General features: G+C 72.0%; 22 protein-coding genes. 15 read left to right on the plus strand and 7 right to left on the minus strand.

Annotated elements, in window-relative coordinates:
* The first annotated feature begins 94 nt into the window (after positions 1-94).
* The 3 genes from EV562_RS28015 (at position 95) to EV562_RS28025 (ending at position 2679) form a co-directional block, all read left to right on the plus strand.
* Positions 95-1039, plus strand: a complete 945-nt coding sequence (locus EV562_RS28015) for an NADP-dependent oxidoreductase (RefSeq protein ID WP_133889649.1) — start codon at positions 95-97, stop codon at positions 1037-1039.
* On the plus strand, positions 1036-1662 hold the full coding sequence (locus tag EV562_RS28020; RefSeq protein ID WP_243860207.1) for an HD domain-containing protein: 627 nt from the start codon (positions 1036-1038) through the stop codon (positions 1660-1662). Before EV562_RS28015 ends, EV562_RS28020 begins: the two co-directional genes overlap by 4 nt.
* Before the next feature lie 126 nt (positions 1663-1788).
* A complete protein-coding gene (locus EV562_RS28025; RefSeq protein WP_133889650.1) occupies positions 1789-2679 on the plus strand; it encodes an SDR family oxidoreductase in 891 nt (296 codons plus the stop codon).
* A gap of 57 nt (positions 2680-2736) precedes the next feature.
* Here EV562_RS28025 and EV562_RS28030 read toward each other — a convergent pair whose 3' ends face one another.
* The gene (locus tag EV562_RS28030; RefSeq protein WP_133889651.1) at positions 2737-3177 is read right to left on the minus strand and encodes a DUF2267 domain-containing protein; all 441 of its coding nucleotides are present in this window, start codon (positions 3175-3177) and stop codon (positions 2737-2739) included.
* A 172-nt stretch (positions 3178-3349) separates the two neighbouring features.
* Positions 3350-3787, minus strand: coding sequence for an Hsp20/alpha crystallin family protein (locus EV562_RS28035; RefSeq protein ID WP_133889652.1), 438 nt, complete (start codon positions 3785-3787; stop codon positions 3350-3352).
* Between the two features lie 126 nt (positions 3788-3913).
* Here EV562_RS28035 and EV562_RS28040 point away from each other — a divergent pair, with 126 nt between their 5' ends.
* From EV562_RS28040 to EV562_RS28065, 6 genes are all read left to right on the plus strand, one after another.
* Positions 3914-4579, plus strand: a complete 666-nt coding sequence (locus EV562_RS28040) for a type III effector protein (RefSeq protein ID WP_133889653.1) — start codon at positions 3914-3916, stop codon at positions 4577-4579.
* A gap of 262 nt (positions 4580-4841) precedes the next feature.
* Positions 4842-6083 carry a D-mannonate dehydratase ManD gene (gene manD / locus EV562_RS28045; RefSeq protein ID WP_133889654.1) on the plus strand — a complete coding sequence of 414 codons (1242 nt, stop codon included), beginning with the start codon at positions 4842-4844 and terminating at the stop codon, positions 6081-6083.
* A 140-nt stretch (positions 6084-6223) separates the two neighbouring features.
* Positions 6224-6886, plus strand: a complete 663-nt coding sequence (locus EV562_RS28050) for a histidine phosphatase family protein (RefSeq protein ID WP_133889655.1) — start codon at positions 6224-6226, stop codon at positions 6884-6886.
* Positions 6887-6985: 99 nt separating this feature from the next.
* Complete coding sequence (locus tag EV562_RS28055) at positions 6986-7606, plus strand: dihydrofolate reductase family protein (RefSeq protein ID WP_133889656.1); 621 nt, start codon at positions 6986-6988, stop codon at positions 7604-7606.
* A gap of 116 nt (positions 7607-7722) precedes the next feature.
* Complete coding sequence (locus tag EV562_RS28060; protein ID WP_133889657.1) at positions 7723-8556, plus strand: PIG-L family deacetylase; 834 nt, start codon at positions 7723-7725, stop codon at positions 8554-8556.
* A gap of 168 nt (positions 8557-8724) precedes the next feature.
* The gene (locus EV562_RS28065) at positions 8725-9528 is read left to right on the plus strand and encodes an SAM-dependent methyltransferase (protein ID WP_133889658.1); all 804 of its coding nucleotides are present in this window, start codon (positions 8725-8727) and stop codon (positions 9526-9528) included.
* Positions 9529-9597: 69 nt separating this feature from the next.
* Here the strand turns inward: EV562_RS28065 and EV562_RS28070 are convergent, their stop codons facing one another.
* From EV562_RS28070 to EV562_RS35205, 3 genes are all read right to left on the minus strand, one after another.
* On the minus strand, positions 9598-10983 hold the full coding sequence (locus EV562_RS28070; protein WP_166662034.1) for a cellulase family glycosylhydrolase: 1386 nt from the start codon (positions 10981-10983) through the stop codon (positions 9598-9600).
* A 187-nt stretch (positions 10984-11170) separates the two neighbouring features.
* Positions 11171-12139 carry a DUF3500 domain-containing protein gene (locus EV562_RS28075; protein WP_133889660.1) on the minus strand — a complete coding sequence of 323 codons (969 nt, stop codon included), beginning with the start codon at positions 12137-12139 and terminating at the stop codon, positions 11171-11173.
* An 82-nt stretch (positions 12140-12221) separates the two neighbouring features.
* Entirely contained in the window at positions 12222-12956 is a 735-nt protein-coding gene (locus tag EV562_RS35205) for a translation initiation factor IF-2 (RefSeq protein WP_166662036.1), read from the minus strand.
* Between the two features lie 136 nt (positions 12957-13092).
* On the opposite strand from EV562_RS35205, the gene EV562_RS28085 reads away from it, so the two are divergent.
* The 3 genes from EV562_RS28085 (at position 13093) to EV562_RS28095 (ending at position 15116) form a co-directional block, all read left to right on the plus strand.
* The gene (locus EV562_RS28085; RefSeq protein ID WP_133889661.1) at positions 13093-13650 is read left to right on the plus strand and encodes a DinB family protein; all 558 of its coding nucleotides are present in this window, start codon (positions 13093-13095) and stop codon (positions 13648-13650) included.
* A 162-nt stretch (positions 13651-13812) separates the two neighbouring features.
* Positions 13813-14085 (plus strand): DUF4190 domain-containing protein, encoded by a 273-nt coding sequence (locus EV562_RS28090; RefSeq protein WP_133889662.1) that lies wholly within the window; start codon positions 13813-13815, stop codon positions 14083-14085.
* Between the two features lie 218 nt (positions 14086-14303).
* On the plus strand, positions 14304-15116 hold the full coding sequence (locus EV562_RS28095) for an alpha/beta hydrolase (RefSeq protein ID WP_133889663.1): 813 nt from the start codon (positions 14304-14306) through the stop codon (positions 15114-15116).
* 140 nt (positions 15117-15256) lie between these two features.
* On the opposite strand, the gene EV562_RS28100 is transcribed toward EV562_RS28095, so the two are convergent.
* Positions 15257-15682 carry a DUF6003 family protein gene (locus EV562_RS28100; protein ID WP_133889664.1) on the minus strand — a complete coding sequence of 142 codons (426 nt, stop codon included), beginning with the start codon at positions 15680-15682 and terminating at the stop codon, positions 15257-15259.
* Positions 15683-15983: 301 nt separating this feature from the next.
* On the opposite strand from EV562_RS28100, the gene EV562_RS28105 reads away from it, so the two are divergent.
* The 3 genes from EV562_RS28105 (at position 15984) to EV562_RS28115 (ending at position 18804) form a co-directional block, all read left to right on the plus strand.
* Positions 15984-16460, plus strand: coding sequence for an ATP-binding protein (locus tag EV562_RS28105; protein WP_133889823.1), 477 nt, complete (start codon positions 15984-15986; stop codon positions 16458-16460).
* Positions 16461-16594: 134 nt separating this feature from the next.
* Positions 16595-17440, plus strand: a complete 846-nt coding sequence (locus tag EV562_RS28110; protein ID WP_133889665.1) for an RNA polymerase sigma factor SigF — start codon at positions 16595-16597, stop codon at positions 17438-17440.
* Between the two features lie 146 nt (positions 17441-17586).
* The gene (locus EV562_RS28115; protein ID WP_133889666.1) at positions 17587-18804 is read left to right on the plus strand and encodes a phospholipase D-like domain-containing protein; all 1218 of its coding nucleotides are present in this window, start codon (positions 17587-17589) and stop codon (positions 18802-18804) included.
* Between the two features lie 54 nt (positions 18805-18858).
* Here the strand turns inward: EV562_RS28115 and EV562_RS28120 are convergent, their stop codons facing one another.
* Entirely contained in the window at positions 18859-19218 is a 360-nt protein-coding gene (locus tag EV562_RS28120; protein ID WP_133889667.1) for an STAS domain-containing protein, read from the minus strand.
* Positions 19219-19258 lie beyond the last annotated feature (40 nt).

Consider the following 19258-nt stretch of genomic DNA (forward strand, 5'->3'; position numbering starts at 1 on the left):
GGGCATACGGTCGAGATCACGATGTGCGGCGTGCCCACCGGACCGCCGGTGGGCACCGTGTGCTCGACGCCCACGCTTCTTCCGAGGACTCCTTATGCAAGCCATCACCGTCCACGACCGCGACGCAGGAGCCGGCGGGCTCGCCCTGACGGAACTGCCCCACCCCCATGCCGCCGAGAACGACGTCGTCGTGCGGGTGCACGCCGCCGGCTTCACGCGCGGCGAACTCGACTGGCCCGGCACCTGGACGGACCGGGCCGGCCGCGACCGGACCCCGAGCGTCCCCGGGCACGAACTGTCGGGGGTGGTCGTGGAACTCGGCTACGGCACCACCGGCCTCACCGTCGGCCAGCGGGTCTTCGGCATGGCCGACTGGACACGCAACGGATCACTGGCCGAGTACACCGCCGTGGAGGCGCGCAATCTGGCGCCCCTCCCGGCGGACGTCGACCACACCGTGGCCGCCGCGCTGCCCATCTCGGGACTGACCGCGTGGCAGGGTCTCTTCGAGCACGGGCGACTCGCCGCGGGCCAGACCGTCGTCATCCACGGCGCCGCGGGAAGCGTCGGGTCGGTCGCGGTCCAGCTCGCCCGCGAGGCCGGTGCCCGGGTGATCGCCACCGGCCGGTCGGCCGACCGGGAGACCGGTCTCGCCCTCGGCGCCGACGTCTTCCTCGACCTGGAGTCGGAACGACTGGAGGACGCGGGACAGGCCGACGTCGTGTTCGACGTCATCGGCGGTGAGGTCCTCGACCGCTCGGCCGCGCTCGTCTGCGCCGGTGGCACCCTCGTCACCATCGCCGCGCCACCCGAGGTCAGGCCCGTGGACGGCCGCGCGGTCTTCTTCGTCGTGGAACCCGACCGGGCCGGCCTCACGGCCCTCGTGCAGCGGGTGCGGGACGGGCGGCTCAAGCCGGCCGTCGGGGAGGTGCGTCCGCTCGCCGAAGCGCCCGCGGCCTTCGCCCCCGGCGGCGGCAGGCGAGGCAGGACGATCATCCGGGTCGTGCCCGACGGTCCCGCGGCGGAGGGCTCCCGGTGAACGGCATCTCGCTCGGGACCCTTCCCGTGCCCGATGGTGCGACGGCGGCCGCCGCACTGGACGTGGCCAGCGCCTACCTGTCCCCGGCGCTGCTCAACCATTCACTGCGCGCCTACCTGTGGGCGGCGGCCCGCGGCACGGCGGACGGCCTCGCCTTCGACGCGGAACTCCTCTACGTCGCGGCGCTGTTCCACGACATCGGGCTGGTCCCGGTCTTCGACAGCCACACCGTCGCCTTCGAGGAGGCGGGCGGGCACGTCGCCCGGGTCTTCGCGGCCGGGGCCGGCTGGCCGGCCGAGCGCCGCGAGCGCCTCTCCGAGGTCGTCGTCCGCCACATGTGGCCGCAGGTGGACGCCGCCACCGACCCCGAGGGCCATCTGCTGGCCCGCGCCACCGCCACCGAAATCGTCGGCAAGGAAGCGGACACCTACCCGTCCCGCTTCCGCGACGAGGTGCTGGACCGCTACCCCAGGCTGGACCTGGCCGCACCGTTCCTGGCCTGCTTCCGGGACCAGGCGGCGCGCAAACCCGACAGCGCGGCGGCCGGCGCGGTGCGGTCGGGGCTCGCCGGCAGAATGGCCGCCAATCCGCTCGACTCCGACCGGGGCCGGCGGCGTGCGTGACGGCCGGCCGGTCTCGTCGTGACCGCCGTACATCGGCCCGCCCGCCCCTCGGGCGGGGGCTTTTCACCCGGCCGGAGCTGGGCACACGGTCGCTGACCGCGCCGTAACGAGACACGGGAGATCGACGTGGCGGACGACCAGCATCGCCAGCAGGACCCCACCGACCAGTACCCTCGCCCGGACTTCGCCGGTCAGGACCAGCCGCACCCGGGATGGACCGGTCCGATGGACCCGCCGCCCGACCACGGCGAGGAGTCGTACCGCGGGTCGGGGCGCCTGGCGGGCCGCAGGACGGTGGTGACGGGTGGTGACTCCGGCATCGGCCGGGCGGTGGCCCTGGCTTTCGCGCGGGAGGGCGCGGACGTGCTGTTCACCCACCTGGAGGAGGAGCAGGACGAAGCACGGGAGACCTGCCGCCTGGTGGAGGACGCCGGGCGCAAGGCCGTGGCCGTCTCGTGCGACATCCGCGAGGAGGGCAACTGCCGGTCGCTCGTCGAGCGGGCCGTGGCGGAGTTCGGCGGCATCGACGTCCTGGTGAACAACGCGGCCTATCAGATGGCCCAGCCGGACGGCATCGAGGCGATCACGACGGAGCAGTTCGACCGGGTGATGCGGACGAACCTGTACGGCATGTTCTGGCTGACCAAGTTCGCGCTGCCGCACATTCCGGCGGGCGGCAGCGTCATCAACACCACCTCCGTGCAGGCGTACAAGCCCAGTCCGCCCCTGCTGGACTACGCGATGACCAAGGGCGCGATCGTGACCTTCACCCAGGGACTCGCCCAGATGGTCGCGGAACGCGGTATCCGGGTGAACGCGGTGGCGCCCGGGCCTGTCTGGACGCCGTTGATCCCGGCGACGCTGCCGGACACGGCCGAGTTCGGCAAGCAGAGCCCGCTGGGCCGGCCCGCGCAGCCGGCCGAGCTGGCCCCGGCGTACGTCTATCTCGCCTCCCAGGAGGCCGGGTACGTCACCGCGGAGATCCTGAACGCGACCGGCGGGACCCCCCTGCCCTGAGCGGGACGCCGGTCCGGGCGCCGGGTGGCGGCCGTCGGCCCGCGGTGCGCGCCGGGCTCAGGCCGCCTGGACGAGTTCCGCGCGGCCGAAGAGGATCGCGTAACCGGAGGGCAGCTGGGCGAGGACGCGGTCGAGCAGGGCGGGGCCGGCGAGGCGGCCGACGACGCCCAGGACCGAGCCGACGTCCCACCGCGTGGTGGCGAGGGAGCCGCCGGTGCGGGTGGCCAGGTCCCTGACGAAGGCCCAGCCGGTGATCGGGTCGGTCTCCGGGATCTGGTCGGCGAAGATCCGCGCCGCCTCACGCGGGAGACGGGCGGCCAGCTCGACGCGTTCCTCGCCGGTGACGCGACGGCCGAGCGCGGCCAGGACGGCGGACACGACGTCTTCGGCCCGTTCCCGGGTGGAGTAGGCGCCGTGGTAACGGACCTGCTCCAGCATCTCGGCGAACGACATGGCCGACGCGGTGGTGGTCGTCGCCGAAGCCGTCTTGGTGTGCATCGGTGAAGGGCGCCTTTCTGGATCGTCGGGTGGCACGGCCGGGTCGGCCGGCTGTCGGGGGGTGGGGGCGGGTCCCGGTCCATGACGGCCCGCCCCGATGTCCCGGGCGGTGGGCGGAGGGCGGGAGGCACGGGGCGTCTCGCCCTCCGCCGCCCGGAGCGCGGCTTCCGCCTCAGGCGGAGATCTCCTTGTGGTCCTGGCCGTCACCGATCGAGATCTTGCGCGGCTTGGCCCGCTCGGCGATCGGGACACGCAGGGTGAGCACGCCCGCGTCGTAGTCGGCGCTGATGCGCTCGGTGTCGAGGGTGTCCGCGAGCATCACCTGGCGGGAGAAGACCCCGAAGGGGCGTTCCGCGAGTTCCATCTGGGCCTCGCCGCCGGCGGAGACGGGACGTCGCTCGGCCCGGACGGTCAGCATGTTGCGCTCGACGTCGATGTCGATGGCCTCCCGGTCGACTCCGGGAAGGTCCAGGGCGATCACGTACACGTCGCCATCGCGGTACGCGTCCATGGGCACCGCCGACGGACGCGACCAGGTGCCGGACGTGCTCGGGAACAACTGCTGGGCGAGCCGGTCGAACTCACGGAAGGGGTCGGTGCGCATCAGCATGGTGAAACACCTCCAGTGCGAGTAGATCCGCTCATGCGCTGGTCTTGCACATTTATGTAGCATGTCATCGGAACGATGACAACTGCTGGTGTCGTCCACTGGACGACACCGTGTCGGGAGGTGACCATGACCGCAGATCAGCCGGGGTCCGCACCCCGGTCCGTGTCCTTCCTCGCCGCCGAGGCGGCACTGGCGTCGATCGAGGAGGCCGTCCACGGCGCCCAGGCACCGGCGCCCGGCCCGCGGACCGACGGTGAGGTCAGCTCCGACCAGGCGCTCGCCGCCCTGCTGCTCCTGCGGGAGATGCGGGACCAGCTCGCCGGGTGGGAGACGGGCCTGATCGAAACCGCCCGTGAGGCAGGGGCGAGCTGGGCCGAGCTCGCCCGCACCCTCGGCGTCGCCAGCCGGCAGGCCGCCGAACGCCGCTATCTGCGCCTGCGTCCCGGCGCCCCCGGCAGCACCGGCGAACAGCGTGTCCGGGCCACCCGCGACCGCCGTGCGGCCGACCGGGCCGTCACCACCTGGGCCCGGGGCAACGCCGCGGACCTGCGTCAGCTCGCCGGGCAGGTCACCGCACTCACGGCGCTCCCGGCGCACGCTCGCACGCCGCTCGTGAACGCGCTGGGCCGGGACGACGCCGCCGGCCTCATCGGACCGCTGTCCGGCGCCCGTGAACACCTCGGCGCGGACCATCCCGAACTGGCCGACCGCATCGACCGCGTCGTCCGGCGCACCGACCTGCTCCGCGGCACGCCCGGCGACGGCGGCCGGCCGCCCGGGAAGACCGTGTGAGCGCTGAGCCGGACCGGGGGAGACAGGGGGCGTACCGACCACCGCGCGGTGGTCGGCGTCACCGCGGGGACGCGGCGGCCGAGTCCGGCCCCGCCGCCGGGCGGGGAGTCGGCGACGAGCATGATCCCGCCCGTGTCGTTGACGACCAGGGCCGACGCGTAAAAGGGTGGCCGTGGCCGGGTGTCCCGCTCGCACGGGCGGGGCACCCAGGCCGGTCGTGGAACGCCTGACCGCCGCTTCCGAACCCCGAGGACGGGACCCCGTGAAGATCACCGCCGCCGATGTCGTCGTCACCAGCCCGGGTCGCAACTTCGTCACCCTGCGCATCACCACCGAGGACGGGCTCACCGGTCTCGGGGACGCCACCCTCAACGGACGCGAGCTGGCCGTCGAGGCCTACCTGCGGGAGCACGTGGCCCCCCTGTTGCCCGGACGGGACGCCCACGCCATCGAGGACACCTGGCAGTACCTGTACCGCGGAGCGTACTGGCGCCGGGGCCCGGTCACGATGGCTGCCATAGCGGCCGTGGACATGGCGCTGTGGGACATCAAGGGCAAGGCCGCCGGCCTGCCGGTGTACCAGCTCCTCGGCGGTGCCTGCCGCACCGGCGCACTGGCCTACGGCCACGCGTCCGGCCGGGACGTACCCGAACTGCTCGACTCGGTGCGCGAGCACCTGGCCGACGGTTTCCGGGCCGTCCGGATCCAGAGCGGCATCCCCGGCCTCGACTCCGTCTACGGCGTCGCCGCCTCCGCCGCGGGACAGGGGGAGCGCTACGACTACGAGCCCGCCCGGCGCACGGGCACCGCCCACCCGCGTCCCACCGAGGAGACCTGGGACACCCGCGCCTACCTGCGTCACATGCCCACGGTGTTCGAGGCCGTGCGGCACACCTTCGGCCCCGAGCTCCCGTTGCTGCACGACGGGCACCACCGCATGACGCCCGTCCAGGCGGCGCGGCTCGGCAAGGACCTGGAGCCCTACGACCTGTTCTGGCTGGAGGACGCGACGCCGGGGGAGGACCAGAAGGCCCTGCGGCTGATCCGCCAGCACACCACCACCCCGCTGGCCATCGGGGAGGTCTTCAACTCCGTCCACGACTACGCCACGCTGCTCCAGGAACGGCTGATCGACTACGTCCGCTCCGCGGTGACGCACACCGGCGGCATCACCGCCGTACGGAAACTCCTCGACATGGCCGCCGTGTACGGGGTCAAGTCCGGCATGCACGGTCCGACCGACATCTCACCCGTGGGCATGGCGGCCGCCCTGCACCTCGATCTCGCCGTGCACAACTTCGGCATCCAGGAGTACATGCGCCACGCCCCGGAAACCCTTGAGGTCTTCCGCACGTCCTACCGCTTCGAGGACGGCCTCCTGCACCCCGGGGACGCCCCCGGCCTCGGGGTCGAACTCGACGACGAGGCAGCCGCCCGCTTCCCCTACGCCCCCGCCTATCTGCCCGTGAACCGCCTCCGCGACGGTACCGTCCACGACTGGTGAGGCACTCGGGGACCGGGCGGGGCCCGCCGCGTCCCGCCCGGCCGGCCCCCCGGGGACGGCCCCCGGGGACGGGACCGCGGGCCGCGGGCGGGGCGTGGCAGAGTGGAGATGCCCCGTCGCCTTCCGGAAAGTCCCCTCGCATGCGTCTCCTGCTCATCAGGCACGGCCAGACTCCGTCCAACCTCAAGCACCTCCTGGACACCGCCGAGCCCGGCCCCGGACTGACCGCGCTCGGCCAGGAACAGGCAGCGGCGCTCCCCGGCGCACTGGCGTCGGAGGAGATCGACGCGCTGTACGCGTCGACGCTCGTACGCACCCAGCTCACCGCGGCACCCCTGGCCGCCGCCACGGGACTGGAGGTCCGGATCCGGCCGGGACTGCGGGAACTGGTCGCCGGTGATCTGGAGATGCGCGGCGACGACGAGGCGGCGCACACCTACATGCACACCGCCTTCGCCTGGTCCGCGGGGGACGTGCGGCGCCGTATGCCCGGCGGCGAGACCGGAGCGGAGGCGCTGGCCCGCCTCGACGCCGTCGTCGCCGAGGCGCACGACAGTGGTGCGCGGACGGTGGCGATGGTCAGCCACGGCGCCGCGATCCGGATGTGGGTGGCGGCGCGGGCCGACAACGTGGACATCGACTACGCCGCGCACCACCCCCTGGCGAACACGGGCATCGTCGTCCTGTCCGGGTCTCCCGACCAGGGGTGGCGGGCGCTGCTCTGGGAGGGCAGCTCCCTGGGCCCCCGCCCCCGTACGCCCGACCCGGAGGATCCCACGGGCTCGGCCGTGCCCACGCCCTGACCCGGGCCCGTCGGCGCTCCGGAGCCTCCTCGCGCCCCGACCCGCCCGAGAGACGCCGACTCGGGCCGCGACCCCGCGGGGCCGGTGTACAACCGTGCCATGACAGCGCACTCGGGCAAGGTGGTCTGCGACCTCACGATCTCGGCCGACGGATACGCGGCCGGCCTCGACCAGACGGAGGAACGCCCTTTCGGAAGCGACGGAGGCGACGGCACGGGCGAAAGGCTGCACGCATGGATGTTCGACCATGCCGACGAGAACCGTGCCGAGGTCGCCGGGATGGCCGCGGCCGAGGCGTTCATCATGGGACGCAACATGTTCGGCCCGGTACGGGGCGCCTGGGACCGGCAGTGGAACGGCTGGTGGGGTGAGACTCCGCCCTTCGGCGCCCCCGTCTTCGTGCTCACCCACCACGCGCGCGAGCCGCAGCCGATGGGCGGCGGGACCACGTTCCACTTCGTCACCGACGGCATCGAGTCGGCGCTGGCACGCGCACGCGCCGCGGCGGGGGGCGGCGACATCGCCGTCCTGGGCGGAGCGACCACCGTCAACCAGTACCTCGCCGCCGGGCTGATCGAGGAGCTGCGGCTGCACATCGTGCCGTTCACCCTCGGGGCGGGCACGCGCCTGTTCGACGGCGTTCCGCCGCTGACGTTCGAGCAGACGGCCGTACGGGCGGCGACCTCGGTCACCCACCTGACCTACCGCGTGGTGAGCTGAGCCGGCGGCCGGGAACAGCGAGCCCGGCACGCGCCGTTGCACAGGCGGAGAGACCGGCCGCCGGCCGCACGCCGCCGTACCCGGAGTCCGACCTAAGTCTGATGGAGGACAGTTTCATGACCGACCGACCCTTGACGCTCATGGCCGTGCACGCCCACCCCGACGACGAGGCCACCGGCACGGGCGGCGTCCTCGCGCGATACGCGGCGGAGGGCGTCCGCACGGTGCTCGTGACGTGTACCGACGGCGGATGCGGTGACGGACCGGGGGGTGTGAAGCCGGGCGACCCGGGCCACGATCCGGCGGCCGTCGCCTCCATGCGCCGTCGTGAACTGCAGGAGAGCTGCGAGGTCCTGAAGATCAGCGCCCTCGAGACGCTGGACTACGCCGACTCCGGCATGATGGGCTGGCCGAGCAACGACGCCCCCGGGTCCTTCTGGCGGACCCCCGTCGAGGAGGGCGCCGCGCGACTGGCCGAACTCATGCGGCACTACCGGCCCGACGTGGTCGTCACCTACGACGAGAACGGCTTCTACGGCCACCCCGACCACATCCAGGCGCACCGCATCACCATGGCGGCCCTCGAGATGACGGGGCTGACGCCGAAGGTGTACTGGACGACGATGCCCCACTCGATGATGCGGCGTTTCGGCGAGATCATGCGCGAGTTCAACGAGGACATGCCGGAGCCGGACCCCGCCGAGGTCGCCGCGATGGCCGAGATCGGCCTCCCCGACGACGAGATCACCACCTGGGTGGACACCCTCGCCTTCAGCGGCCAGAAGTTCGACGCGCTGGCCGCGCACGCCAGCCAGGGCGAGAACATCTTCTTCCTCCGGATGGGCAAGGAGAGGTTCGGCGAGTTGATGGGCACGGAGACCTTCCTGCGGGTCCGGGACACCACCGGCGCGGACGTACCGGAGACCGACCTCTTCGCCGGACTGCGCTGACCCCCGGCCGACGGAGACCGTGAGGAACCCCGGGTCCGGCGCTGCCCGGGCTGCTAGCCTGCGGCCATTGCCAGACCTGGGACCCGCCGCCCGGCCACCGGATCCCAAGGGCGCGCGGATGCCCTGCACTTGGCCCACAGGTTCGCAGCTCTGTGTGAAGCTTTGCCCATGAGTCATCCGAGTGAAGAAGTCAGGGCCAGACTGCAGACCGACCGTCCGCACTCCGCCCGTGTCTGGAACTACCTGCTGGGCGGCAAGGACAACTATCCCGTCGACAGCGAGGCCGGCGAGGTCATCCTGACGACGTTCCCCGAGTTCGCCGCCGTCGCCCGGCTGCAACGACGGTTCCTGGCACGCGCGGTGCGCTTCCTTGCGGGCGAGGCCGGCATCCGCCAGTTCCTCGACATCGGCACCGGACTGCCCACCGCGGACAACACGCACGAGCTGGCCCAGCGCATCGCGCCGGAGAGCCGCATCGTGTACGTGGACAACGACCCGCTCGTCCTCACCCACGCCCAGGCCCTCCTCACCAGCAGCCCGGAGGGTGCCTGCGCCTACATCGACGCCGACGTCCGGGACCCGGAACGCATCCTGGCCGAAGCCGCCAAGACCCTGGACCTCAGCCGTCCCGTCGGGCTGACCATGCTCGGGATCCTGGGGCAGATCTCCGACGCCGAGCGTCCCGCGGAGCTGGTCGGCGCGCTGCTCTCGGGGCTGCCCACCGGCAGCTACCTGGCCCTGAGCGACGGAACCAACGGCAACGAGGCCCTCAACAGGGCGGTCGAGGTCTACAACGGGCAGTCGGCCAACACCTACCACCTGCGCTCACCGGAAGAGATCGCGACCTACTTCGCCGGACTCACCCTGGTAGAGCCGGGCGTCGTCTCCACGGCCACCTGGCGTCCGGACACCGACCCGTCCGAGGAGTCCACGGCCGACGTGTCCGTCTGCGGAGTCGCGGTCAAGAACTGATGTGCCCTGCCCCGCGGCGCCGACCGGGGCGGGACTCCGGATCCGACCGGAGCCCCGCCGCGGGGCGGCTCAGCTCGTCGGGAAGTTGTCCGCGGTGCTGATCCGGCTCTTCAGCAGGGACCCGGACTCCGTCAGCACGCCGCTGCTGCTGTAGTCGGTGCCGTTGCAGGTGCCGGGCTTGAGGGCCGCGCTGCCCTCGTCGGCGTCGGAGTACGTCCAGTTCGCGTAGCTGATCTGCAACCGGTCGAGCAGGTCCAGCCACGCGGTGCTGCTCGACCGGTCCACCGCACCGCCGCCGGTGGCGCTCACCGTGCCGAACTCCGTCACGAACAGGGGCAGCTGGGAGGCCGCCCGGCTCACGGCCGCGCGGTAGTTGTCCTTGTGGCTCGCGGCGTAGAAGTGGAACGTGTACATGATGTTGGTCGCGTTCACGGGGTTGTTGACCACCTCGGTCTCGCTGGAGCCGTCCGAGACGCCCAGCGAGGACCAGCCCCGGGTGCCGACGATGACGACGGCGTCCGGGTCGGCGGCCCGGATCACCGGGATGACCTGTTCGGCGTAGTTCTTGATGGCCGACCAGCTCACGCCGTTGGGCTCGTTGGCGATCTCGTAGATCACGTTCTTCTTGTCCGCGTTGCGGGCGGCGACGGAGGAGAAGAACGTCTTGGCGCGGTCCAGGTTGAAGTTCGGGTCACCCGGCGTCAGCGTGTGGAAGTCGATCACCGCGTACATGCCGCGTTCCTCGGCCTCGTCCACCAGGCCGTTCACCCGGCTGGTGAACCCTGCCGGGTCGGTCTCGTAGCCGTCCTCCTGCACGTACATGGCGATGCGGAGCAGGTCCGACTTCCAGTCCTCGGCCAGTGCGTCCAGGGAGGCGTCGTTGTAGCACTGGCTGAACCACTGGATGCCGTGCGTGCTCATGCCGCGGAGTTGCACGGGCCGGTTGTACTGGTTGCACAGGTGCACGCCGCAGACGTGCAGCTGCCCGTTGACGGCGACCGGGGTCCCGGTCGCGGGCGGGTCGGTCGGCGGGTCCGTCGGCGGATCGGTGACGGAGCCGGTGCAGGTGACGCCGTTGAGGGAGAAGGACGTGGGGACCGGGTTGGAACCCGAGAAGGACCCCACGAATCCCAGGTCGGCCGATGCGCCGGTGGACAGGGTGCGGTTCCAGTCGACCCCGTTGGCCTGGACGGTGGTGCCGGACTGCGACCAGGTCGCGTTCCAGCCCTGGACGACCTTCTGCCCGGCGTTCGGCATGGTGAACTTGAGCGTCCACCCGCTGACGGGAGCACCCAGGTTGGTGATCTTCACGCCGGCCTGGAAGCCGCCGTCCCACTGGCTGGTGATCGTGTATGCGGCCGTGCAGCCGGCCGCCGCCTGCGCCGGAGGTCCGGCGAGCGCGGTGAGGCCGACGACCGATGCGGCGGTCGCGAGTAGGGCCAAGAGGCGTTTCAACGCTTCCTCCTTGAGTGGCATGAGCATGTCAGGACATGATGGGAGCGCTCCCAAAGGCCATCGGGCCGAGACCGTACACCTGCGTGCCGGTGTGCGACAGGTGTTGAACCGTCGAACTGTTCCCGATCCGCCACGGACCGCGGGCCGCTACGGCGCGGACACCTCGGCGGCCGTGCCCGGAGGGCCCCTACATGTGCCGATCGGTGTAGTGCCCGCGGAGCAGGTCCGCCCCCCAGTCGTGACGGACGTGGCGCCAGACGGAGTGGGCGTGGTTGCCGTCGTCCTGCGTGTTGTCGTACTCGATCAGGAAATCCGGGGCGCGCACGCAGTAGTAGTGGCGGTCCCCGGGTTCGAGCCCACCGGCCCAGGCGAAGGAGAGGGTGTCCAGCCCGCGGGTCACCGCGTCGGACCAGCACTCGTCCGCGTACGCCGCCGGCGCGCGGTCCAGATAGCGGCGCACCAGCCGCTCCAGGAGGCGCTGTCGGCCGGGCGCCATGCGGGCGTAGGGGAGACCGTCCGGCAGCAGCCCCGGGTCGGCGAACGGATCGTCTCGGGTCAGGATGTCGTCCGGCGGCGTGGCGGCGAAGACCGCGGTGGCCCGCGCGGTGCCCCGCAGACCGGTGATCAGCTCCCTGGCCAGGTCCTCCTCCGGGCCGAGGAGGCGGAAGCCCGCCCGTGGGCCGCTGTCGATGCGCGCCGGTTCCGAGCCGACGAAGTGCGGTGTCACGCGGATCCCGGCCGCCGTGACCAGCACGTGTACGGCGAGGTGGTGGCCGTTCATGCGCCAGCCCCACGGGCCTTCCCCGTCCGGGTCGCCGAGCAGCCGTACCCAGTAGCGGTCCGCGCCCGGGGACCCCGGCCGGCCACGACGGTGCCGCTCCACCTCGATCGCCCCGCGCACCAGCTCCGCGCCCGTCGCGCTGTGCGCCGTGGCCAGGAGGGCGTCGAGCGCCTCGCGCTGCCGGTCGTCCAGACCTTCCGTGCGGAGCCCGGGGCGCGGCCCCGGCAGATAGGTCCACTCGCGCAGCTCGGGCGCGTCCAACCGGCCGGGTGCCGTGCGCAGTTCACGCACCTGCTCGGGCTCCAGGACGGCGAGCAGCGCACGTACCGCCTCCCGCGTCGCACGGGACACGTCCTGCGCAGGGATCCCGGTCACGCCTCTCCTTCCGCCGACGGCCACGGTGCCGGCGGCGGGGTTCATTCTGCGCGGGACACCGCGCGGTGTCATGCGTCCGGGCTCAGTGTGGCGCCGGTGCGGGGTGGAGGGCGTTGGCGACGGTGCAGCCGCCCTCTCCGGGCATCCGCTGGATGCGGGGTGGCGCCCACACCTCGGTGGCGCCGGGCGCGACGCGGGCCAGCAGGCAGTCCTGCGGGTCGAAGTGGTTGCCCTCGACCGAGAGCAGGACGCCCACCCGGTCGCCCTCCGCCTTCACCTCGGTGCGGATTCCCGCATCGAGGTCGAGCGAGGCGAGTGCGCGCCGCACTTCGGCCTCGTCCGCCCGGCCGCCCGACGGGACCCGGGGGAGCGCCGCCCGCAGTTCCCCGTCGGGCAGCCGGGGCGGCTCGGGCGGCGGGGCGAAGGTCATCGGGGGGCCGTCCGGGCAGTCCACGTCTTCAGGTCGCGCACGCCACCGCGACGTGGGGGACACCCGCACCGTGAAGCAGCGCCGCACGGTGATCTCCTCGATGTCGAACCAGCTGTTGTAGGCCGAGCCTGACGTACGCAGGACCAGGTGGACGCCGTCCCCGTCGTGCGTGGCGGCACCCGTCACCCGCATCACCTCCACCCCGTCGATGAGGGAGGCGGCACGCCCGACCTCCTCCGCCGTGCGGGGGCGCTGACCGTACAGCTTCTCGCCCGCCCGCTGCGCGACCTCCCGGGCGGCGTCCGTCGCCTCGGCCTCCGAGGACTGGGCCGGCCCGCAACCGGCGACGCACAGCAACAGCGGGACGGCGAGCAGTGTGCGACGCATGTGTACACCCTCTCCGGTGTCCCGTGCGGCGGGCCTCCGACCGCGTGTCGACCGGGCCACGTGATCGTACACACCTTCGATGCGGGGCCGAGCGGCTCTCGGGCCGGAACGTCGTCCCCGTCTGTAGGGTGCGGCGATGACACGTAGCGAGCGGCTCGCGGAGCAGCTGGACTGGTACTGGCACAAGAACCTGCGGCCGCGGCTGGACGGCCTCACCGACGAGGAGTACTTCTGGGAGCCGGTGCCCGACTGCTGGAGCGTCCGCCCCCGCGGTACGTCGGCCGCACCGATGCCGGCGGGTTCGGGGGAGTGGACGATGGACTTCGCGTCCCCCGAACCGGTGCCGGCGCCGGTGACCACGATCGCCTGGCGGCTGGCGCACGTCATCGTCTCGTGCCTGGGTTACCGGGTCGGGTGGTACTTCGGCGGCCAGGACGTCGACTCCGACACATTCCCCTACGCGGGGACCGCTGACGAGGCGCTGAAGCAGCTCGACGAGATGTACGGGAGATGGAACGCGGGCGTCCGCGAACTCTCGGACGCCGACCTGGAGAATCCGCCCGCGGTGGGTCCCGAGCCGTATCCCATGGAGAACAGGGTCCTGCACGTCAACAGGGAACTGATCCATCACGGCGCCGAGATCTCCCTGTTGCGCGACCTCTACAGCCGGCAGGAGGGAGCAGTGACGCGATGAGATCGGCACTCCGGTATCCGCACGTCACCCCCTTTCCGGCCGCGGCAATTCGCAGCAGGAGCAGGGAATGTGACGAGCCGTAGGTGTGAAAGGACACCCAGGGGCAACACGAAGGTCACCGAAGGAGAAACTCAACCGATCTACGACAGCCCGGGAGAAAACATGGCGACCTACAGCAGAACAGACACCCGAAAGGGCGGCAGGACCAGCGGACTGGCGATCGCCGGACTGGTCTGCGGCATCGTCGGACTCTTCATCCTGCCGATCGTCCTGGGCCCGCTCGCGATCGTCTTCGGTGCCGTGGCACTGCGGCAGACCGGTTCCGCGATGGCCAAGTGGGCGATCGGCCTGGGCGTGGTCGACATCCTGCTCATGATCGTGATGTTCGCTGTCGCCGCCAACAACGGAGGCAGCTTCTCCTGGCACATCGGCTGACTCAGCTCCACCGGCCTTCACCACGGGGCCCGCGCCGCTTCCCGGAAGCGGCGCGGGCCCCGTGGTGTGCGTCGGTGCGGCACCGGTCCTCCGGCTTCCGCCGGGCTGCCGAGGTCGGTGTTACTTTCGGCCGCCAAGTACGCCGTACTGCGCCCCGGCAGAACCTCCCCGGGTGACATCTCCGAGGCCCCGTCCGGGGCCGCGTTAGGGTGCGGGCCATGCACTCCACCACCCTGCGCGGCATCACCGTCCGCTACGAGGACTCCGGGCCCGGGGACGGCCTGCCGGTGCTCCTGATCCACGGCCACCCCTTCGACCACACCCTCTGGGCACCGCAGGCCGACGCGCTGGCCGACGCCGGGTACCGGGTGATCACCCCCGATCTGCGCGGTTACGGCGGCAGCGGGGTCACTCCGGGCAAGGTGCTCCTCGCCGACTTCGCGGACGATCTCGCCGCGCTGCTCGACGAGTTGGCAATCGAGCGGGCCGTGGTCGGCGGGGTGTCCCTGGGCGGTCAGATCAGCATGGAGTTCCGTCTCCGGCACCCGGGGCGGGTGCTCGCCCTGGTCCTCTCCGACACCTCCGCCCCCGCCGAGACCGAGGAGGGCAAGGAGGTCCGCAACCGGATGGCCGACCGGCTGCTCGCCGAGGGGATGAGCGGTTACGCGGACGAGGTGATCGGCAAGATGCTCGCGTCGTACAACGTGGCCGCGCTGCCGGAGGTCGCAGAGCGGGTGCTCCGGATGATGCGCGCCACCGACCCCGAGGGCGCTGCGGCGGCCCTGCGCGGACGGGCCGAACGGCCGGACTACCGGCCGGTGCTGACGGAAGTGGGCGAGCCCGTCCTGATCCTGGTCGGTGCCGACGACGTGTACACGCCGGTCTCCGCGGCGGCGGCGATCCGCACGCTGGTCCCGCACGCCGTCCTGACGGTGATCGAGAAGGCCGGCCACCTCCCCGGCGCGGAGCGGCCCGCCGCGTTCAACGCGGCCCTGCTCGACTTCCTGGGCACGGTCGCGGACCGCGGCTGACCCAGGAGAGGAGACAGACCGTCCGGCCACCCTCGGGAGGGGACGGCCGGACGGCGTACACGGCTCCCGTGAGGTCCACTGGCGATGCCTCAGCTCCTCCCGGCCCCGGCCGAACCGGCACATGCTCCGCCGGGCAGAACCTAGCGCTGTGCGATCGCCTTCACGGCGGTCAGGTCCTCCCCGGTCAGCTCCGCGACGCGGTGGGCGGGCACGCCTGCCGCCAGGGCGCGGACGAGCAGTGCCTCCCGCCCCTCGACGCGGGAGCGGTAGGCCAGCAACTCCTCCTCCAGAGCCCCGACGTCCTGGGGAGCGGCGTGCTGGCGGACCCGGCTCAGCTCCTCGTCACCGAGGGGGACCGGGAGCCGTTCGGCCCCCTCGGGGATGGCCGAGGTCTCCTCGGGAGGCAGGAGGCGAAGATCCGGGGACGACACCGTCACCCCCTGGGCGTCCAGCCACCCGCGCACCGCGGGCGTGTCCAGGCAGGCGATGTCCGCCATCGCCGCCAGGGGCACGCCGAGCGTCGAAGCCGTGCCGTTCAGCAGCACAAGGTAGGCGTCATCGGTCATCCTCGGTTCCTCACGGGAGTAGGGGGTGGTGTCCTCACGGCCACACCTCTACCCTGTGCCGGCGGTCTCACCGGCTCCCACACGCCGGACACGGGCGTCGCACCCGGGCCCGGGACGGAGCCCCGGCCGGGTAGAGGGCGAGCGAGGTTCTCCTCCGCGACAGCGGGGCCCGCCGGGTGCGGCCGATCCTGCCGTGCTGTCGTGGCGCCGGGCAACCGTCCCGGTCATCGGCCGGGTGTACCGCGTGTATCCGGGGGTAAAGGCTCTCGATGTGACTGGGGAACGAATGACGGCCGTCGTGATGGAGCCCGATCCGGCGGCGTGGGGCGGCACAGCACCGGAGCGCGGCTCGCTGCGTACGAGCGTGGCCCTGGAGGGGACCGCCGGCATCGCCGAGGCTCGTCGGACGGCCGACGCCTTCCTCGACCGGGCGCGGAGCGAGCACGGCGTGTTCGTCGCGCAGCGCGCCCGGGACCTGACCCGGCTGGTGGTCAGCGAACTCGTCACCAATGCCCACAAATACGCCCCCGGCCCCGCGCTGATGGATCTGCACCTGCACGATGGCACGGTGGAGGTCGCCGTGTGGGACTCGGGACCGGCGCTGCCCATCGCCCGTGCCGCGGACGCCGGCCGGGTGGGACAGCACGGTCTCGAGATCGTGATGGCGGTCGCCCAGGGCTTCGAGGCGCGGCGGGAACCGGTCGGCAAACGGATCATCGTTCGCCTCTCCCTGGAAGACGACCCGCACGACGTCACCCCGGCACGCCGCCTGGGGTAGGACTTCGGCCCGGTGGGCGACCGTCAGTCCCCCTGATGACGAAAAGGAGGCATGAACGGCCCCGAACGGAGCAGACGAGGTTCGTCGGCGTGGGCCGGCACACCGCGGGGTGGGTTTCACCGGGAGGGCACATCATGACGACGACGACCGCACGGGCCACTGAGCACGCCACTACGGCCATGCCGGAGATCTCGGACCCGTCCAAGGTGGCGCCCAAGGACGCGCGGGAGTTGTCGAAGCTGTTCTTCGGGCAGCTGACGGTGCTGGAGGAGGGCACGCCCGAGTACCAGTACGCGCGCAACACGCTGATCGAGATGAACATGTCCCTGGTCCGCTTCGCGGCCGGCCGGTTCCGCAGCCGGGGCCCGGAGGAGATGGAGGACATCGTCCAGGTCGGCATGATCGGACTGATCAAGGCCATCGACCGGTTCGAGCTGACCCGCGAGGTCGAGTTCACCTCCTTCGCGGTGCCCTACATCGTCGGCGAGATCAAGCGGTTCTTCCGGGACACCTCCTGGGCGGTGCACGTGCCCCGCCGTCTGCAGGAGGCCCGCGTCCAGCTGGCCCGGGCCACCGAGGAGCTGCGCACCCGCCTGGGCCGCACCCCCACCACCCGCGAGCTGTCCGAGCTGATGAGCCTGCCGGAGGACGAGGTGGTCGAGGCGCGGCTGGCGGCCAACGGCTACAACTCCGCCTCCCTGGACGCGGCCATCAACGGCAGCGAGGACGGCGAGTCGGCCCTCGCCGACTTCATCGGCACCGAGGACGCCGCGCTGGCCCTGGTGGACGACTTCCACGCCCTGGCCCCGATGATCGCGGAGCTGGACGAGCGCGACCGGCAGATCATCCACTGGCGGTTCGTCGAAGAGCTCACCCAGAAGGACATCGGCGAGCGCCTCGGCGTCTCCCAGATGCACGTCTCCCGCCTGATCTCGCGGCTGCTGACCCGCCTGCGGGAAGGCATGCTCACCGAGGGCTGACGACCCCGGCCGGGGCCGCGGGCCCTCCGACCCGACCGCCGCGCGTCCGCCAGGCCGGTCCGAACAGACCGGGCCGGCTCCGCCCCGCTCACTGCTGTCACTCCACGATCGCGCATGCGCGTGCACACGTAAGAAAGGGAAGTGCGATGACGACTGTCCAGGAGGCGTCGTCGGCCTCGGTTGCCTCCGCGGACGACCACGGACGCCCGGACGAGCGCGCCGTACGCATACGGCGCCGGCTGGAGCGTCTGATCGGTATCGCGGCGACCGAGGGGAACGCCCTGTCCGCCCTGCGCAACGGGAACGAGATCTTCCCGGCCATGCTCGACGCCATCCGGTCCGCCGAGCACACCGTGGACATGATGACGTTCGTGTACTGGAAGGGCGACATCGCCCGCGACTTCGCCCACGCGCTGGCGGAGCGCGCGCGAGCGGGGGTGCGCGTACGCCTGCTGCTGGACGGCTTCGGCAGCAGGCTCATCGACAGCGACCTGCTGGCGGAGATGGACCGGGCGGGCGTCCTGGTGTCCTGGTTCCGCAAACCGGCACACCTGTCGCCCTTCAAGCAGAACCATCGCTGCCACCGCAAGGTCCTGGTCGTCGACGAGGAGGTGGCCTTCACCGGCGGTGTCGGCATCGCGGAGGAGTGGTGCGGCGACGCCCGCAACCCGCAGGAGTGGCGGGACACCCACGTCGAGGTCCGCGGGCCGGCCGTCGACGGTGTCGCGGCCGCCTTCGCACAGAACTGGGCCGAGTGCCACGACGAACTGTTCGACGCACGCGACCGGTTCACCGGCCACCGCCCCCAGGGTGACGCGGTGGTCCAGGTCGTGCGCGGATCGGCGAGCTTCGGCTGGCAGGACATGCAGACGCTCGTCCGGGTCATGATCGAATCGGCCGAGGAGCGCTTCCGGCTGGCCACCGCCTACTTCTCCCCGGACGCCTACTTCGTCGAACTCCTGTGCGCCGCCGCACGGCGCGGGGTCGAGGTGGAGATCCTGCTGCCCGGCCCGCACACGGACAAGCGCGTCTGCCAGCTGGCAGGGCAGCACCACTACGAGGAACTGCTGGCCTGCGGAGTGAGGATCCACCACTATCAGCCGACGATGATGCACGCCAAGGTGATGACCGTCGACCGTACGGCTGCCCTGGTCGGTTCGACCAACTTCAACCGGCGCTCCCTCGACCACGACGAGGAAGTCATGCTCGCCGTGCTCGACGCGGAGTTCACCGCCACCCTGGACCGGCACTTCGAGGCCGACCTGGCGGTCAGCGAGCCGATAGAGGGCGGCCGCTGGAGACGGCGGGCCGCGCTGCAACGCGTTCGCGAGGCCGCCGTCCAGCCCATCCGCCGGTTCCTGTAACGGTCTCCCGCGGCACTCCGCCCCCCGGGGAGGCCCCGGCGGGCGTCGAGCGGGTCAGCGCCCCAGGGAGGAGATGGCGGCCTCGGCGCTGTCGTGGAAAGTGAAGACCTGGTCCAGCCCCACCACTTGGAAGATGCGCATCTGGTCCGGTCCCACGCCCGCCAGGCTGAGTGGCGTGGCGGTCGCCTGCGACCGCTGGTAGGCGGTGAGGAGAACCGTGATGCCGGTGGAGTCGCAGTAGGTCAGACCGGCCAGGTCGAGGACCACGCCGTTCTCCTCGAACGGCGCGTCCTTCACGGCGCGGTTCAGGTAGTGAGCGGTGTGGTGGTCCAACTCGCCCGACACCTCCAGCACGTACGGCCCCCCGGACGTCTGGTGCGGGGTGACGGTCAAGAGGTGGTCGGAGTCGGTCACCGGGTCTCCTGGATCCTGTTAGCTGGGGCACGAACGTGGT

The sequence above is a fragment of the Streptomyces sp. BK208 genome, from assembly GCF_004364245.1.
Lineage (GTDB): Bacteria > Actinomycetota > Actinomycetes > Streptomycetales > Streptomycetaceae > Streptomyces.